The sequence below is a fragment of the Nocardia aurea genome (assembly GCF_003123685.1).
GTDB classification, from domain to species: Bacteria; Actinomycetota; Actinomycetes; order Mycobacteriales; family Mycobacteriaceae; genus Nocardia; species Nocardia aurea.
The window spans coordinates 70,671-87,808 of record NZ_QCYJ01000029.1 but is presented as its reverse complement, the minus strand read 5'-3'; the positions used below and the strand labels follow the sequence as shown (position 1 = coordinate 87,808).

General features: G+C 63.7%; 17 protein-coding genes and 1 pseudogene. 7 read left to right on the top strand and 11 right to left on the bottom strand.

What is annotated here, in order from left to right:
* Positions 1-182: 182 nt before the first annotated feature.
* Positions 183-2,843, bottom strand: a complete 2,661-nt coding sequence (locus DAT37_RS10965) for an ATP-binding protein (protein WP_157978409.1) — start codon at positions 2,841-2,843, stop codon at positions 183-185.
* Between the two features lie 188 nt (positions 2,844-3,031).
* On the opposite strand from DAT37_RS10965, the gene DAT37_RS10960 reads away from it, so the two are divergent.
* Entirely contained in the window at positions 3,032-3,226 is a 195-nt protein-coding gene (locus tag DAT37_RS10960; RefSeq protein ID WP_109524652.1) for a hypothetical protein, read from the top strand.
* Positions 3,227-4,000: 774 nt separating this feature from the next.
* On the opposite strand, the gene DAT37_RS10955 is transcribed toward DAT37_RS10960, so the two are convergent.
* On the bottom strand, positions 4,001-4,438 hold the full coding sequence (locus DAT37_RS10955) for a hypothetical protein (protein ID WP_157978408.1): 438 nt from the start codon (positions 4,436-4,438) through the stop codon (positions 4,001-4,003).
* Positions 4,439-4,899: 461 nt separating this feature from the next.
* On the opposite strand from DAT37_RS10955, the gene DAT37_RS10950 reads away from it, so the two are divergent.
* A complete protein-coding gene (locus DAT37_RS10950; RefSeq protein WP_157978407.1) occupies positions 4,900-5,508 on the top strand; it encodes a hypothetical protein in 609 nt (202 codons plus the stop codon).
* 476 nt (positions 5,509-5,984) lie between these two features.
* Entirely contained in the window at positions 5,985-6,554 is a 570-nt protein-coding gene (locus DAT37_RS10945) for a DUF4190 domain-containing protein (RefSeq protein ID WP_232839669.1), read from the top strand.
* An 87-nt stretch (positions 6,555-6,641) separates the two neighbouring features.
* On the opposite strand, the gene DAT37_RS44020 is transcribed toward DAT37_RS10945, so the two are convergent.
* Positions 6,642-7,448, bottom strand: a complete 807-nt coding sequence (locus tag DAT37_RS44020; protein WP_157978406.1) for a DUF4236 domain-containing protein — start codon at positions 7,446-7,448, stop codon at positions 6,642-6,644.
* 354 nt (positions 7,449-7,802) lie between these two features.
* Here DAT37_RS44020 and DAT37_RS10930 point away from each other — a divergent pair, with 354 nt between their 5' ends.
* Together DAT37_RS10930 and DAT37_RS45365 are read left to right on the top strand one after the other, a co-directional pair.
* Positions 7,803-8,540, top strand: a complete 738-nt coding sequence (locus DAT37_RS10930; protein ID WP_109524648.1) for a potassium channel family protein — start codon at positions 7,803-7,805, stop codon at positions 8,538-8,540.
* A 118-nt stretch (positions 8,541-8,658) separates the two neighbouring features.
* Positions 8,659-9,123 carry a hypothetical protein gene (locus DAT37_RS45365; RefSeq protein WP_109524787.1) on the top strand — a complete coding sequence of 155 codons (465 nt, stop codon included), beginning with the start codon at positions 8,659-8,661 and terminating at the stop codon, positions 9,121-9,123.
* A gap of 34 nt (positions 9,124-9,157) precedes the next feature.
* On the opposite strand, the gene DAT37_RS10920 is transcribed toward DAT37_RS45365, so the two are convergent.
* From DAT37_RS10920 to DAT37_RS10885, 8 genes and pseudogenes are all read right to left on the bottom strand, one after another.
* Entirely contained in the window at positions 9,158-9,670 is a 513-nt protein-coding gene (locus DAT37_RS10920; RefSeq protein ID WP_232839667.1) for a thermonuclease family protein, read from the bottom strand.
* A gap of 103 nt (positions 9,671-9,773) precedes the next feature.
* A pseudogene (locus DAT37_RS10915) lies at positions 9,774-10,198 on the bottom strand (transposase); the annotation flags it as partial.
* 94 nt (positions 10,199-10,292) lie between these two features.
* Entirely contained in the window at positions 10,293-11,270 is a 978-nt protein-coding gene (locus tag DAT37_RS10910) for a hypothetical protein (RefSeq protein WP_109524647.1), read from the bottom strand.
* A 94-nt stretch (positions 11,271-11,364) separates the two neighbouring features.
* On the bottom strand, positions 11,365-12,033 hold the full coding sequence (locus tag DAT37_RS10905; RefSeq protein ID WP_109524646.1) for a hypothetical protein: 669 nt from the start codon (positions 12,031-12,033) through the stop codon (positions 11,365-11,367).
* Between the two features lie 34 nt (positions 12,034-12,067).
* Positions 12,068-13,141 (bottom strand): LGFP repeat-containing protein, encoded by a 1,074-nt coding sequence (locus DAT37_RS10900; RefSeq protein ID WP_109524645.1) that lies wholly within the window; start codon positions 13,139-13,141, stop codon positions 12,068-12,070.
* A gap of 471 nt (positions 13,142-13,612) precedes the next feature.
* A complete protein-coding gene (locus tag DAT37_RS45360; protein ID WP_232839692.1) occupies positions 13,613-13,816 on the bottom strand; it encodes a hypothetical protein in 204 nt (67 codons plus the stop codon).
* A gap of 775 nt (positions 13,817-14,591) precedes the next feature.
* The gene (locus DAT37_RS10890; protein ID WP_109524643.1) at positions 14,592-15,191 is read right to left on the bottom strand and encodes a hypothetical protein; all 600 of its coding nucleotides are present in this window, start codon (positions 15,189-15,191) and stop codon (positions 14,592-14,594) included.
* A gap of 343 nt (positions 15,192-15,534) precedes the next feature.
* On the bottom strand, positions 15,535-16,137 hold the full coding sequence (locus DAT37_RS10885) for a DUF6907 domain-containing protein (protein ID WP_157978405.1): 603 nt from the start codon (positions 16,135-16,137) through the stop codon (positions 15,535-15,537).
* A gap of 234 nt (positions 16,138-16,371) precedes the next feature.
* Here DAT37_RS10885 and DAT37_RS10880 point away from each other — a divergent pair, with 234 nt between their 5' ends.
* Both DAT37_RS10880 and DAT37_RS10875 read left to right on the top strand, forming a co-directional pair.
* Positions 16,372-16,626 carry a hypothetical protein gene (locus DAT37_RS10880; protein WP_157978404.1) on the top strand — a complete coding sequence of 85 codons (255 nt, stop codon included), beginning with the start codon at positions 16,372-16,374 and terminating at the stop codon, positions 16,624-16,626.
* 164 nt (positions 16,627-16,790) lie between these two features.
* A complete protein-coding gene (locus tag DAT37_RS10875) occupies positions 16,791-17,012 on the top strand; it encodes a hypothetical protein (protein ID WP_109524640.1) in 222 nt (73 codons plus the stop codon).
* Positions 17,013-17,138: the final 126 nt, after the last annotated feature.

Genomic DNA, 17,138 nt, shown 5'->3' with positions numbered 1-17,138 from the left:
TCCGACGACAGCCCTGACCGTGCCGGGACCCCGCGCTACGAACTCCGTTGACCTACACGGCGACGGTCACATCGCATCCGGAATCGGCAAGGCCGAGTATCGGCGACTTACAGACACGCCCGCAGACGACCAGTCCCTCCAAAACAGTCCCTGGCGAGGAGCGTGTGCGACTGTTCTCGAGGTCAGTAGAGGGCTCGTAGTGCTGCGAGTTCCGTTGCTGTGGCGTCTGCTTCGGGGAGGTCGAGTTCCTGGTAGATGGTGAGTGCTGTGGTGAGGTCGGTGACGGCGGTTGGGATGTCGCCGATGGATGCATTCGCGCGCGCGGTTCCTAGGAGTGCGTGGGCGTGTTGGTGTCGGCATCCGTTCTGCGCAGCGATTCTTGTGGCTTCGGAGAAGGCCGCAGACGCCTGCCGTGGTTCACCGGTGTTGAGCAGCGCGGCCCCGATTTTGTTGAGCGCGGTGAGTTCACCGGGTTGGTAGCCGATCTCGCGGAAGGTCACCAGCGCTTGTCGGTGCAGGTCGAGGGCTGCGCTGTACGTACCTTGGATCTGAAGGTTGGCTCCGATTTCGTTGAGGGTGTTCGCTTCGCCTTGGTGGTTGTCGAACTCGCGGAACATCTGCAACGCGCTGGCGGCGAGGTCAGCGGCGCGTTCGTGGTGTCCAGTGTGGCGGTGTAGTCGAGCCAACAGTAGTAGCGTGTTGGCCTGTCCGAGGTGTAGGCCGAGTTCTCGGAACGCTGTCAGCGACAGGTTGAGCGGTTCGGTCGCGTGGGTGTGTTCTCCGGTTTCGAGGTGTACCTCGCCGATGTTGAGCAAGGCAATGGCTTGTCCGTAGCGGTCACCGAGGTCACCGTAGATCGCCAGAGCGTGGTCGAACAGGTCTGCGGCTTGTCCGTACTGGCTGGTCCCGAGACTGACACACCCCAGGTTCACGAGGATGTTGGCTTCTCCGCGGCGGTCGCCGAGTTCGCGATACAGCGCCAGTGCCTTGTGTGAGTTGTTGGTCGAGTTGGCGTTGGCTCCCGCGTTCCACTGGATTTCGCTCATCACGGCGAGTGCTTCGGCGTGGTCGCGTGGACGGTCGAAGCGATCTGCCAGATCCGCCGCCTGTTGGAGCAGTTGCAGGGCCAGTGACCACGGCCCGTCTCGGATCAGCAGCGACGCTACTGGGCTGATCAGGGGGAGCGTCTTTGTCGGATCCTTGTCGGTCGTGTCCTGCAGATAGGACAGCAGCGTGGATCGTTCGCGGCGCAGCCATTCCATCGCTTCGATATCGTTGCCGAAGGTCGGGCCGCGGTGGCTACTCGTGGTGGCGGAGGCTGGTGTGTTAGCCGGTGTCAGTTGCTCGCCCGCCGCAGCGGCGGTGTGTTGGTAGTAGTCGAGCAGTCTGTCCCTCGCACGATGATTGTGATCGGGTGGGTCAGCGGCGGCCAGCGCCCGGGAGTAGTCGCGCAGCAGGTCGTGCAGGCGGTAGCGTCCGCGGGCGATCTCGTCGATGAGATGGTCGGTGTGTAGGTTGCCCAACTCACGTGCCGCCGCCACCGGGTCGGTTCCCAGCAACGCGGCTGCGGCGAAGGCATCGATCCCAGCGCCGGGGTGCAATCCCATGCGGCGGAACAATAGTTGCCTGCCAGGTGGTATCGAGTTGTAGGACAGGTCGAATGCTGCGCGCACGATGGAGCCGTCATCATCGAGTATCGACAGTCGGTTGGTCGCCGCCGCCAACTCTCGTGCGAATTGGTCGATTTCGGTGACGGTCCAGCCCGGGTGATGGGCCACGCGCCCTGCTACCAGCCCGATCGAGAGCGGTAGTTGACCGCACAGTGCCACGATTCTTGAGGCCACATCGCGTTCGGCCGGGTCGTGTGCGTTTCTGCCGGTAATGGTGAGGAACAGTTCGGTTCCTGCGCGAGGGGTGAGAACCTCGAGCGGGAGGGGTCGCATATCGGGGACCAGGAGAAGTCTTCTCCGGCTGGTGATTACGGTCAGTGACTGCGGTCCGCTCGGAAGTAACGGCTCGATCTGGGCTCGATCGGTGGCGTCGTCGAGCACGAGGAGGACCTTCTTGTCGGACAGGCGGTGGCGCCAAAGATCGCGCCGCGCGGCGAGGCTGTCCGGAATTGCGCGAGGATCCACGCCCAGCGCTGCCAGCAGACGAGCCAGGACCTCGGCTGGATGCTCCGGAGCCCGACCAGGGGTGTGTGCGTGCAACTCGACGAAATACTGCCCATGTGGGAACCGTGCGCGGAGTTGATGTGCGGCGTAGACAGCCAGAGTGGTCTTACCGATACCGGCCATGCCGTCGATCGCGTGAATAGCCACGATCCGATCGCGGTCGGCTGCATCGAGGATTTGCCGCAGCTCTGTCTCTCGGCCGACGAACGTCCGCGGTGCGGGAGGAAGGCTCGTGGTGATCTGCTCGCGTGCTGGGATCAGACCATCACTATGGTGAACATGGGCAGTGATCACCCCCTCGTTGCCGTTGGCGGTGGAATCCGAGCGCCGGTCGCGGGACCTCCGGCTTTCGGCAGGTTCGGTGGCGGCGTCGCGAAGGGCGAGCCAGTCCTCTCGCGTACGCCGATCGAGCTGTGCGCGTTCGGCCAAGCGGCCGGCGCGACGTAGGAAAAATTCCAGCACCGCGATTAGTTGCTCGTCTTTGCGTGGAACCGTACGCGTCTTCGTCGGTCTGGTAGGAAACCAGCTGTACAACGTCCCTACCGGCACCTCGGTGCTACGAGAAATCACCTGTACCGATGGCGGCCGCTTATCGGTCACCGCCCGCGCCGCAGTGCGCAACTCGTCCAAGGCGGCGAAAAACTCAGTCCGCCTACCACTTTCGGTCATCGCCACGTCTTTGCAAAGTACGAGTCGTTTCGAGTCGATACGACTCGAAACATTGTCGCGAGCCGAATTCTGATGCCTGACATGCGCGTTCACGCTATTCGCTGATGTCGAGTCGTTGCTGAACCGGACGGTGTGGGGTGTGCTGGCTACCGATATTAGTTCCGAAAACCCGGCTCTGGGAGACCCGCATGAACCAGCCGTTGCGCAAAGCGCTCCTGGTCACCATCGCCGCACTGATCGGCGTCATCGTCGGTATTGCTGCGGCTCTACTCACCTACCTCGGAGGCGAACCCCTCACCGAGGTTATCCGCGACGGCGGTTTAGGTTTCGCGGCCACGACCGCCTTCGTACTTCTGATCGTGGATCACCTCGGTGCGCTGTGAAGTGTGCTCGATCAGCGATGCTATGTGGACGAGAGCTCCTCGACCCGGCACTCAATCCGACCATGCGAAAGAGCGACTGAGATGATTGCCAAAACTCCATTCGGACGATCAGGCGCTCCGAATCTGTCGCAGGTGCGACGTCACTGGCGCGACGGTCGATTCAGCCGCACTGTGCACTACAACCCAGCCAGCGGCGGGGTCGGCCGCTGGCAGCCAGTGGTGCACCCGGCTACACCTTCGTCTGCGCGACCATCCACCATCTAGACCCGCGCTGCTCAGGTACCGAGAGTGATCCGGGCCAGCGCACCGATCGGCCTGGATCAACGCGCCGGTTCGCGTCGTGCTGGACCGTGTACGAGAGTTGTCGCCACGACGACATCCACGCTGTCGTTCTCGGACTCGACCAGTCCGGAGGCGCGCTGCGGGAGAGACCGGCGTGCTCCCCCACTGCTGCGGGCAACCGGGTCGACTACGCGAAGACGTCGGCAGTGGTCTCGATCCGGAACTCAGACAACGACATCGGCGGATCGCTGCCGATCGTTCCGAGTCTGCGAACACCGCCCACGCGTGGGCGGTCACGTACTGTTCGGCCGGTCGAGACTCGTCCTCGCCAGCCAGTACTGCCAACAACGCCGGTCGCTCGACGGCGTAGGGCATCCGGCGCAGCTTAAAGTCTGTAAGTCCGCATCGGTCCTGAGGTCGGTGATGTTGCTGCGGCCAGAAACCCGCAGTGCGCGGGACTGCGGGTTTCTGGGCGGTCTTTGCGACTGTCGGTCAGCTGAGTTGCTGCCTGAGTAGTTGCCCGTATGGATCGACGGTGATGCTCGCGCGGTGTTCTCGTTGCGCGGCGGCCACGATCAACCATCCGATGCCCCAGAAGCCGCAGGTGGCGAGGGTGAGGATCAGGTGGAGGACGTGGTTGGGTTTCGACCCGGTCACGATGATCGCCATGGTTTCGGTTTGCGATTCCACGCGGGCTCCACGGGCGACCTCGTGCGCGACTGCCATCGCCAACGTCTGGCGGCGATGATCGATCGACACCTCACGCAGGGGCGCGGTCGGCATGTATCCGGCTGTCGGCATCTGCCCGGTCGGCTGCGGGGACCCTGCTGCGGGCGCGAGATTTCCGGGCTGCGGGATTCCGTCGGACGGGGTAGCTGTTGTGGGCCACTCGGGGGCACTGCCGGACTGTGGCTGATATGGGTCGGTCATCGTTCCTCATCTAGAAGGCGGCGTACGCTCATGCCGCGCGACCCTCACGTTAGCTGGCGGGAAACAGTCACGAGCAACTGATCGGATAATCGGACGATTTCGATGCCCGAAACCCGCCGCGATGTCGAGCCTGCTGGCGCCGGGCCCGGGAGCGTTCAGCAGTCGATTCCGCGGACGCGCTGTGGACGGTTCGAGGTCGAACACTGCGAGTCCGTGGTGCACCTCCGTACGGGATGTGCCCGTCGTGGTAGGAGCAGGGCCGCCGACGCCGGCTCCACCTCGACGGCAGTCATCGGCGCCTGATGGACCGGTCTGCAGACCACCCGTTTCAAATGGCCACAGCAAGAGGCAGGGGCCGGCGTGATCGGCTGCTGCTGCAAGTCGACCAGTAGCCAGCGCGGCGGACCGCACGATTGCGGCCTGGTCTGCACGATGGCGGTGCGACCAGGAAGATGTCGCAGGTGGGTATCGCGGACTATCTCGGGGAAACCTCGGGTCGCTCGGTCGGATTGGTCGTCAGCGCGCTCGAGGCGATCGGACATGACACTGCTGGTCTGGATCGGTTGGCGCTGGCGAGTTCGTTCGCGCAGGGCGAGTCACAGTGGGTGTGGGAGACGATCCTGCAGCTTGTGCAGGCAGGGGTTCCACACGCGGCTGTCGAGCGTGAGATACCGGTCAAGGCAATGCTCGGAAGCCGAATCGACCTGCGTGTGTACGAGACCGTCGTGGAGTTCAAGTCGGCGTTCACTCACTTCTTTCTCAACAATCGAGAACAGGCGTCGATCGACTGGTTCGGCAAGGACTGGGAAAAGCTCCGGGCAACGAACGGTCACGGGGTGTTCGTTCTGACGCTGGCGACGGCCGCCGGATTCACCCACCGACACCGAGCAATCACGCGGGGAACATCCAACGATTGGCGATCGGACCGGACACGGGGACTCGCGGCCTATACCGACTTTCTGACACGCCAATGCGGAGGGCCGGTAACACACGTCGAGGTTGGCTGTGCCGCGGTTCCGGCGAGCCAGGATCGTGTCATGCTCGACGCGCTCGTGGCACCGATCGACTGACCTCGGCTCGTGATCCGCGCCTGTACTACGTGGGTATTTCCACAGTGTGAGACCTGGAACGGGAACCACAGCCGATGCGGTACGCGCGCAGCCAAAGGGGCTGGTGCTCATCCGCTGTCGCTGCGCCTGGACCAGCCCCACTCCATCGAAAGCTCCTCTTCGGTTGATTGCCCTCGGGGCCGGATCTGGCATTCGAAGCTTCGATCGTCTCCAGTCGAACTCGCAACAATCACGCTCACAGGATCGGTTAGGTTTCGGACTTCGCCGTGTCGCTGTCGGCGCTTCCAGCCTGGCCTACGATTTCGGTCCGAACGGTTTGCCCGGATATCCTGGCAACCGGCCAGCTCGCCAGGGAGCCGACAATCTCGCAGCTTCGGAACGAGACGTTATGAAACGCTGTCGGGGTAGCATCGCCCGGCACGGAAAGTGGTTCCCTTGAACAGAATTAGCCCGTGCAACAAAGGGCGGAGTGGAATATGAGGGACGTTCGCGGCCCCGCCCTGGCGATAGGGCTCGTGATGGTGGTGGCAGGTATCGCAGTACCGGTGAAGCCCGGCGGCTTTCCTGTTCTCTCAGCACTCGGTGCGATATTACTAGTGGTTGTATTCGCAAGCCGTCCATCGACCGATACACCGCCGACAAAATCTCCCGGCGAGCGGCCGACCCTCGACACGCTCCTGCAACGCCACGACGGATCCTCGGTCCGCGAACGCCTCGATCCCGGACCCACACCGATCGGGTTCACCGACACCGGAGAACCGGTTTTCCCGGTCGTCGGATACACAGCCCAAGGACAACCGGTGACCGCCGACAAGATCAGCGGCGCACCATCATCGACCAGCCACCTCGGAACCAACTCCCTCGCGGTCACCGCTGTCGTTCTCGGGATCCTGCTGCCACCCCTGGCGATCCTGTTCGGACACGCGGCACTGCGCGAGATACGCACAACCGGACAACGCGGAGACGGGCTCGCGATCGCCGGATTGATCCTCGGATACCTCTCAATGATCCCGATCACGGGGATACTGCTGCTGGTACTGCTCTGAACTCACTTGCTGACCTCGAGAGTTCGGGTCGATGAGGTAGTCGAGGCGCCGAGTCTCCTCTGCGGCGAGCAGTCGCGCGCAGCGATGTCAGCGTTGCGGGGCAGTGTGTGGGGTCCAGATCGTCCCGTCCCACCAGCGCAGAGTGCCGGGAACAGTGGGGTCGGGATACCAGCCCGGCGGTGCGGTCGGGGGTGCCGAGTCCGCACAGTCCCCCGAAGGTAAGCCGGTGTCGTCGATGTCGGTGCCTGCCGGGTTTGCCGTATCCGCGGAACGCGGGGTGCAGTCGCTGCCGAGCGCTTCCGACAGGGCGGCACGTAGGCGTTCGAAACGTTCGACCTGCTGTTTGGTCACCAGGACGGTGTTGGGGTCGGCCGCGGCCGCCACCGAGCCGTGGGCGGAGGGCCCTTCGTCGGCGACGACGAATCGCAGGTGGCCGTTGACCAGCATCGAGGGCTGCTTCCACTCCACGCGCACGAGGCGATCGAGCGGGATCCGTGCGGAATCGAACGAGTTGACCTTGGCCGCGAGCCTGGCGGTGATACCGGTGCGTTGTATGTCGATCCACCATCCGTCGAAGGTGACGGTGCCGGTGTGGCCCTTGGCCGTGATCGGATGCTCGAGCACCAATGGCTCGAGCTGTCGAGGCCCGACCGGTGGTGGCGGCGGCGGCACGTCGGGCGGCGGACGATCTGTGGGATTTGCGGGTTTGTTGGCTCGGCCGATGATTTCGGTGTCGTAGATGCCTGTGCCGGGCACCGATATCGTGCGTCGCACTTTGCCGTCAGGGCCGACACCGACCCGCAGCGGCCCCGCACCGACACTCGCGCCGAGACCCTTCTTCGACACGGTAAACCGCACCGGGCCGAACTTTTTCGATTTCCGGAACTGGACCATATTCCAGTATAAGAGTCAGCAACTCGATAGCTACTCGATGGTTCGGCGGAATTCACCCGGCACTGTTCGGACAGACGAGCAGCCCACCAACCTGTTGCGCCGACCTCACGGTAGGACTACCGATCCGTCCCGGGTTCGCGACGTCCGGTGGCGCGGGCGCCCACAGCGCCACCGCATCGCTGCCAGGGCCGATCAGAGTGCTGAAGAAGGAGCGGTCCATGCGGGTGATCGTCGGTGGTGATCGCGTGCGCGAACGGCTGCGACCGAGTCACCTCCCACCGTGGTCATCGAGGCGCGGCGAGTCCACCGACGGGTGACTTCGATATCGGTACTGGTCGGATAGATTTCCCCTGCGTGAGCGAAGATCGCTGGAAGCAGCTGACCGACTGGCCGCTCACCGCGGCGGCGGTCGTCTTCCTGGGCGTCTACACCTGGATAGTCCTCGCCCAACCCGCTGGTACAGCGGCACGGATCGGCGATGCCGTGCTGTGGAGCACGTGGCTGGCCTTCGCCCTCGACTACGCGGTTCGCTGGTATCTGGGCAAGCCGCGCTGGCGGTGGTTTATCCGACACCTCTACGAATTCGCGATCGTCGCCCTCCCGATGCTGCGACCCTTACGCGTACTTCGACTCCTCACCATGGTCGGTGTCCTACAACGATCGGTCGGCGGCGCGCTTCGTGGTCGGGTCATCGCCTACACCGCAGGATCGACACTGCTGCTGATCTTCGTCGCCTCACTGGCCATGCTCGACACCGAACGCCACGCCCCCGGAGCCAACATCACCACCTTCCCCGACGCACTGTGGTGGTCGATCACCACCGTCACCACAGTCGGCTACGGGGACTACACACCGGTCACCAACACCGGACGATTGGTCGCCCTCGGATTGATGCTCGGAGGCATCGCCCTACTCGGCGTAGTCACAGCCACATTGGCGTCGTGGATCATCCAACGCGTCGCAGAAGAAGACGAAGCCAGCCAATCCGCGACCCGCGCCCAAGTCACCGAACTCACCGAGCAAATCGCGGCGATGCGGGCGGAATTCGACGCGAGACACGACCCGAACACCGACCGAACTCAACCGCCGTAACCAGTGCATCGAGCCAACCGATGTTCGGCCCTCACGAGGACACCGGCACTCCCGCCGCCGCCATGGCATCAGCCCATCATGACCGACCATCCTGAGGATGGTCGGTCATGATGGGCTGATGCCATTCAACCTGGACGGGTTCGAGGCCTTCGTGCCGATTGTCGATGTGGACACCGCCCCTGCCGCGGCCGGGGTCTATGTCGTGGTGCGCCCGGTGTCGTGTCCGCCGGTCTTCCTGCCGGTCAGTTCGGCAGGGCGTTGGAAGGACAAGGACCCGACACTGCCGATCACGGAACTCCAGCGGTCGTGGGTACCCGATGAACCGGTGCTCTACATCGGCAGCGCCACGGCCGGCGGCACCGGGCAGCGGGGATTGCGCACACGGCTCGATGAACTACGCCGATACGGGACCGGACAGGCAGCCCCACACGAGGGTGGCCGAATGATCTGGCAACTGGCCGACAGAGCCCAACTGCTCGTGGGCTGGCGCCTGGTCGACGACCCCGTCGCTGTGAAACAGGAAATGCTCGACGAATTCTGCGCGATGCACGCCACGTTACCCTTCGCCAACCGCAAGAGGTGACCGGCACCGACTGGGTCCCCCGCCTCTATTCGGGTTATCGGGCACCGTTACACGGTGGTCCCCACAGTCCGCGGCCCGCGGCTTGTGCCTGTTGTTGGGCGGCGTGGATCTGCGGGTAGATGGTGACCGGTTTGTCGTCGTAGATGTAGGCGCGGGCGACTCCCGCGCGGGCGGCTTCGATGCTGTAGTTCCAGCCGTCGCGGTCCACGACAGCCAGCTGGCGTCGGTATCGGTCTCGTTCGTCCTGGGTGGGATCGGTACTGAGCGTGACCACCCTGCCCGCGAGTTCGGTGGTGGCGAACGCTGTGGCTTCGGGCCCCCAACATTCGACAGGTTTGTCGGGGTGTTTGGTCTCTGGGGTATCGATACCGAGGATGCGGACGGTGTCGTCACGACCGTCGGAGTACTCGACACCGACGGTGTCACCGTCAACGACTTTCACCACGGTCGCGGTCGTCGCATAGGCCAGGGCTGACGGCGGGGTGAGAAACGCGACCGAGGTCGCCATTCCGACGGCACAAGCAAACGAGATAGTCGTCCTTGACATCGAATACCTCCAGGTCGAGGGCATTCAACTCTAGTCGCCTCGATCCCGGCCCGAAGCGTTCCAGACCAAACCGATCGGTTTGATCAGGTCTGGACTTGGATCGGTTCGCCCGGGCGAGCACGTGCAGTTTCGAGCCGGATTTGCCGCGGTCGACCGGGCTCGGCCCGGTCATGGCGCCCCCTTTTTGGTTCGTATCGATGCCGCGTCCACCACCGCCCGCGACCAGTCGATCAAGCCCTCGCTACCCAGCTCGTCGAGTACCGCACGGTGTAGTCGCCGCCACAGACCGGCTTCGGTCCACGCGGTGAACCGGCGATGCGCCGTCGGGACGGTCACCCCGAACGAAGGCGGCAACATCCGCCACGCGCAGCCGCTGGTCAACACGAACACCACCGCGGTGAACACCGCACGCTCATCGACCGGCGCGGTCCCGCCACCCTGGGCACGGGCCTCGAACCTCGGCAACAACGGCTCGACCAGCACCCACAACCCATCCGGTACCAGACGCTGCGACAGAACATCGACCACGACCAGACATCATGCAACACAACCAGTTACCGCAGACACTGAACGAACTACGACGACGTGAGACACGGTCTTAGCGAGATAGTCCCAGACGGACCTAGTCGGCGATCGCGGCGATGCCGCTGGTTCCTGCCTCTCGCAGGCGGGCTATCACTCCGTTGGCGTATTGGTGCGGGCTTGTCAGTACCGTATCGAGACCATCTGTGGTTGCGCGAAGGATGCGGCTTCCGCTGTCGAGTTCGTCGGCGGTGGGCACAGTCAGCGATATTTTGTAGCGATGCTTGTCGGGGTCGTTGCGTAGAACTAGTTCGACGGTGGTGCCGTGTTTCCATGTCAGAGCCTCCGGACGGATGCTGTCCGCGATCGCTCCGACTCGAGCAACTGCTTTGGCGAGCGATTCGAAACAATCAGCTATTTTCGCGCCCGGTGGGGGTGTGCCTATTTCGATATCCCAGTACCGCCCGCGCCCTTCGGTGTAGGCCTGATAGAACTTCGGGAAACGTTCGTTCTTGTAGATTGTCTCGACTCGGTTGCCGTCCCTGTCGATCAAGGACACCAACAAACCCCGATAGCGAACTCTGTGCGCTACCCAGTCGAAATCGGTGGGTGCGGCGAGTAGTTCACCGTTCGAGGCGATAAAGAATACGAAAAACCATTGACGGGCGCCCTCGGCCGGGGTGCCGTCGGGGGCTTCACGCAGGTAACACCATGACGGTTTCGGAAGAAGAATGTTGCGCCACGCTGTCGCTTCCACATACGGAATGAGCCCCGGTGACGCGGCGTTCTGCGCGTCCGACGATGCCGGATCCACCGCAACGAGCAGGCTCGCCAGGTATACAGGTCCCATGGCCGAGAAGGTGCCATCATTGTCGACCCGCCGGGTACTGAGGTCGGCGGTGATCCCGACACGGGGATCAGTACAGGACCGTCCGCGGAGAGTTCTCGCGACCTGCGAGATACTGTCATGTGCCAGGTCAACGAGCGCGATACCTGTGAAGCCGTTGCCCATGGTTGACAACTGCCGGTCTACCTCGGTTCGCAGTTCGTCGAGCCGGTGGTCGGACGGAACGCTCATCACCCGATCCTCCTAGGTCTGTGAATCATCGTCGAGCCGGTGGGACGACACACTGCTGCCGCCTGTCTGATGTACCGGTCCAGTCAGGCGTTGATCAGTTGATGCCTTGGCCCTCGGCGGCCTTGGCCAGCGCCGCGGTCACCCAGAGATCGCACCGGAGCAGACTTTGCTGACCGTAGTCGCAGTAGACAGTCTGTAGGCCCAGAGGCTCTCCCGCTGGCATGCCGCCGGTCGGTTCATAATCGTCGCCGCCTTCGGTGGAGGCGGCCTTGACCGGCACGCTTACCTTGTTCGCACATGCTTGCGGATCCGGATTGCCCTTTGGGCATTCCGTTCCGCCGTTGGCGTAGACGAGGAAATTCCATCCGAATCCCCAGTCGTCTGTTTTGGAGGTGACATTCGATGGTGGTGCCGAGAGGACGAACTTGACTGCCTTGATTGCGGTAGCGCGGTTGTACCCGTCCTGCGGGCGTCCGATGTGGTGTCGGTTCTGGACTTTGTCGAGTCCGAACCCGAACCCGTCGGCCGCTTCGTTCTGTGATGAGCTCGGCACGCAGTAGAACCCACGTCGGATGATCACTTCGCCGGCCACAGTGTTGTCGTAAGTTCCCAGCTCTTCGGAACTGTCATAGTTCGGGTAGATTGGAGCTTGTGGCGTTCCGGTGCAGGTCGAGACATCGGCGGCAGCGGCGGGAGCATTGTTGGTCAGCGCCGGTATCGTCGCCATCATCACCAGCACGACAGCGGCAATGGCTGCTGGCATAAGCTGTGGGATCCGCTTACGTGACTGGGAACGATCAGTAGGATGCGGTGTAGTAGTCATATGTGGCCCCCCTGTCGATATAGATGATCGAGCCGTTCTCGAAACCCTGCCCGATCCCGTTGTCTGCTCCAGCTGGCCCGGCAGCCGAGGTCGGATAGCCGAACTTTCCGCTTTCAGCACCGAATTGAGCGAAAATCCTGAGTATGCCGGGAGTGACTCGCCATGCGCCGATCACCGGGTACCAGTAGATGGCCGAGCCGTCCTCGAAGTTTGCGTAGTGGCCGGTACCGTCGGCCGCGACCAGCTCATCGCCCAGAGGTAGCCCCATCTCCCCGTCCTCACGACCGAACGAGGCCCACCGGTCCCGGATCGCGCCGTAGAGCAGCCGCGATCCGGTCTGGCCTGACCACGTGATCGTGCCGTTCTCGAAGTTGTTGTAGCGGCCGTTGTTCTTCGTTACCGACAGCTCGTCGGTATTCGGATATCCCAACGGCCCGCCCTCGGCGCCCACGGTGTTCCACTTGTCGCGGATCGCGCCGCCGATCGCGTACGCCTCGTTGAGATGCCAATAGATCGCGGCACCTTGGAATTCCTGGCGTCGTCCACCATTGGCGGACGGTATCTCATCGGTAGTGGGGTACCCCAGCACCCCTCCTTCCCAACCCTGCCGCTGCCACGCCGCGAAGAAGTGATTCACCACCGGGTGAGCGCCACCAGCGGGCGACCAGTAGATCGGCCCGTTCTGGAACGTCGTCCGCTTACCGACACCGTCGGGGTTGCTCAACTCGTTGCTGGTCGGAAATAGCAGGAAGCTGTTCGGGCCACCAAGTGCATTGTATTTGTCACGGATCGCCCCACACACCTCATACGGTGCGGGCCAATACACCTGACATCCCGCTGCCACCCGCGACTGTGGGCGGCTCGCCAGCGACGCTTCCATGGTCTCGGCCTTGTCCGCATCGGCCTTCGTGAAACCGTCGGGAATTTCCTGGCAGTCCGAACGCATCCTGCCCGGTTCGACCGTGGCCTTCGGATTCTCGGTCGGTGTCCACTCCTCGGATTTGTTTTTCGGACCAGGGCCACACTCGGTACCCGGCGAAGTCGTCACGGCGGGCGCACTCGTCGAGGGAGGCGCGGGCACAGGGGTCGAGGTAGGCGCAGGCACCGACGACGACGGGGCAGAAGGCGGGACAGAGGAAGCCTGCGGCGCAGGAACTGTCGTCGATGTCCGCGGGTCCACGGTAGTCGAGGGAGGCACTTCGCTCGGCTGCGCCGTTACGACACCGCCGCCCCAAACAACCGCAAAAGCCACCACCACAACCGTTATCGAGTGAGGCACTGCGACTCGCCAGCGTGGTTGCGCTCGGCGTTGCCGACTGTCTTCCATCAAGCCCTCCTTCTCTCCCCGTTGGGCTATACGAGGCGAAAAACACAGTCCCACACAAGTTTTCGACTCGCCGGGTTGTCACTACTGTCTACCCGGCTAGAAATCGGCCTAAACCCTGATCTCATCGCTGTCCTGCTCGACCCCGGGCCGAACGACGAATTCGGCACGCCGGGGGTGTCCCTATGGGTTCCGTCAAGGTGGAACGGAGGCTTGCGGGGCCGGGTGCTGATGTGGCTGGTGTTCATGGCGGTGGGGTGCAGGTAGTGATGCAGAACGCGGGTAGCCTGCTGGATCGAGTAGTACTCCCCAGCGAGGGTCGGGTTGTGTGGGTGCTGGTTCGGCTCCGATCCGGAGCGCGTGCAGCTGGCATTGATCCAGGTCGGTGTTCGCGGCCAGGTCGAGGTGGACGATCGAGCTCGACGAACATGCCGACAGACGATTCTCGCTCGCGCGAAAAGGCCCTGAACGAGACTCCCCTGGCCGACCCGAATCCGCTCCAGAATGCTGTCGAGCAGGGGTCCGGGGCGATCGGCGACCTTCACGCGGCCGCCCTATCCGCTTGGCCCGGTATCGACAGTTCCGGCGACACCGGACAGGGCCCTCTTACCCGCGGCGGCCCATGCCGGGGAGCCCACCCGAGACGACCGAGCGCAATCCCCCGGTCAGCACCGGTCGACCGACACGCTCCGGACGCTTTCCGGCAGGAGGAGTCCTCGGGCCCAAACGCATGTACAGCTGCCGACGCAACTGCCGCGCCTCGACGACCAAATCGCGCTCGCGCGGTGTCAATGGCCGGGATGCCTCAACCGACTTCGCAGTTCGGAGGAACTCCTCGACTCGGATCAATTCCGCCCGGGCAACACGCTGGCGCTTGGTCTCGACCGAGGCCCGCGCCTTCTTTCTGCCGCCCTTGCCCTTAGCCACACATCGGATGGTCGCACACTCGATGACAGGCCACGGCGAGAACGGATTTCATGCGATGTGATCAGTCAGCGCCCGCAGCCGGCCCAGCAGGACGACCGCAGACCTGCTGCTGGGACGCCAACTCTTCGACGTGTTTCTCGACACCCGCCCGCGCAGCTGCACCCCGGCCTTCGGTTCTCGCGCCCGAAGTGCTCGAGAATCGAACGATTCTTGAGACCCGACTGGGTGCCGTAGGCGTCGATAAGACTCAGAGCTTCCACACGTAATCGGGAGCCGGTTCGACCGACTGCAGCAGTCCGAAGTCGAAACGGACCCGATGTACACGTTTTTCTCCGGACTCTGGGTCGATCGCTCGGAAGAACGCCACGTCATCGACGCTGCCGAATCCATCGACGTGATCGGCCGGCGCGAAGGGGCTGTCGTGGAATTCGTTCACGGTGCACGACCAGGGAGTCAGATCGGCGACCGAACCCCACCGCGGCGGTGGACTGTCGGGGTGACGCACGATCTGCCTGAACAGTCTCCGATGCAGGGAGACCTCCATCCACTCCACCCGGAAGTCCGGCCAGAACGTCAGATCCCACGCTGCCCATCGGATCTCGGCATGTTCTCGGCGTTCGATCCGCTCCGCCACCGGTATGCCCCACGCGGATTCGTATTCGGCGATCGAGGTGAAGTCGTTGGTGCTGTCTGCGTACCACCAGCGCCTCTCGGCTGCCGCGGCATCGGCGCGGGTCGCTCCTATCCGGTCGAGCAGGTCCGTGGCGCGCACGGGCGCGCCCGCACACATCGCGTGCAGCATCGACAGCTGGAAGTCCTCCAGCGTGGTCACGGATTGGCCGGTCATCGTCTGTCCCCCGGGTCGGCGCCGTCCAGGTCGAACCTACCTCACGCGACGCCGATCCAAGTCACACCCCGATATGGTCCGCGGCGTGAAACGCATCGGTGACCGCGATCAGGAGAAGGCCGCACGCCCCCTGAGCCGACGCTCCCGGACCCCCGCACGCGAAGCCGATGCAGGAAGCCAGAGTCCTTAACGGGCACCGGGTTTGCCAGCGAGTGGCGTGCCGATCTGTAGTCCTGTCGCAGCGCCCCGCAGACGAACGGGTCGGTCTTCGCTGCCGGATCGAGGCATGGCCCGACGGGGGTTGTTCGAGGTCTCGCTCGACCCGACGCCTGGGCTGTTCGACCTATTCGCTGGCGGTGAGGTCGACAGCCTCGAGGAGGTTGCCTGCGATCTTGCAGGCTTCGGCTATCCCGAGGGGCGTGTGGGATCCCGACAGCATCAATTCCGGATAGATCCGGCGGGTGCGGTCGTTGTCGAGGGCGACGACTCGGACCGAGACGTCGGTGTCGGTCGAGGTCGGGCCCCAGACTTCCACGGTCATGGGGGCGCTGGCGTGGAAGGCGTTGCCGTCGGTGTCGGGTTCGTCCTCGGGGGTGTCGTCGTGGTCTTCGATACACCACTGTGGGCATCCAATACCTGCGGGATTGGTCGAGTCGCACAGTTCGGTGGCGTGCAACAGGTTCACCACGATCGCTTTGGCCTGCCACTCGGTAATTTGCGCTACCCCGCGTCCGGGGTTGTCGAGATAGATCATGGTCTCGCGCTGCCCGCGGTAGTCGTGCGCGGCGAGCTGGACCACGAAGCTCTGGTCATCGGACAAGCCGGGGGGTTTGGTCACCGCGACCGTCAACTGTTGGCCGAAATGCGCGCCCTCGTCGCCGGGTTCGCTCGGATCGGGGTCGACGTGCTCGCTGCACCACGCCGGACACGCCATTACCTCAGCCATCGCGATCACCCTCCCGTTCGCACTGGACGGGCTCGCCGAGGCCTGTCCCTTCATCGAGCCTAGCGCCGACGCACGCGCAACTATGCTGTCGTCCTTTCTCCTGGTTGATGCCGTCGGTGGATCGTGTCACCTGCACTCTTGGGCGTCACGGTGTCGGTTCTGCTTCGAGGCGAGACGAACCGAGGTGAGTGGGAGACGCTTCCCGTGGTCCGCATGGTCTGCCACACTGCCCCGATGAGTCCCCGAAGGACCTGGCTCGGTGACCGCATCGACGTGTTCGTGGCCGAGGCCCAGCGGCTCAATTTGAGCTGTGCCCGTGGCCCTGTCGGCGAACAGATCCAGGCTAGGGTGACCGCGGTGGCGGACACCATGGGAGTCACCAAGGCCACCGCGCGGCGCGAATCCGGCGATGACCTGATCCGGGAGATGGCTTGTAGCGTCGCGGCGGTGCTCGCCCACGAGAAGCCCGGGTCGGATCCGCCCCGGTGATCGCGAGTTGAGCGACGATCGCCAGTCCCGCACTGCTCTACCCGGCCACCCCGGTCGGCACAACGTCGAAGCTAGTTATCATCACCGCGTTCCGACCCGGAACCTGGTGATTCGCTCTCCGACTCAGCGAGAGCTCGGAATCTCTCCCGATCAAGGAGTTTGCCATGCCTGACACACAACTGAGCCGTACTGACCTGGCACAACTGGCGGCGCTCGCGCGAGCCGCAGCACGAGAGGGCAGTTTCGACTTCGCGTTCGATGCCGCCGTGTGGAGCTTCGAAAACGATCACTTGGCCGATGCCGCTACGCGCAGGCTGACGACCGCGCTGCGGGACGCAATCGAAGTCCATTCCGACGCTATCGCAGGGCTGAACGGTGAATCGTGACCGACATGCCACCTCGAATGGCTCACCGTAGGTGCGAAGTTGCTCACGTCAGCGGTGTTTCCGTTCGGAACGCGCCGGAAGAGTTCGCGTCGAAGCACAATGACAAGTCGACACATGGGTTGCCGT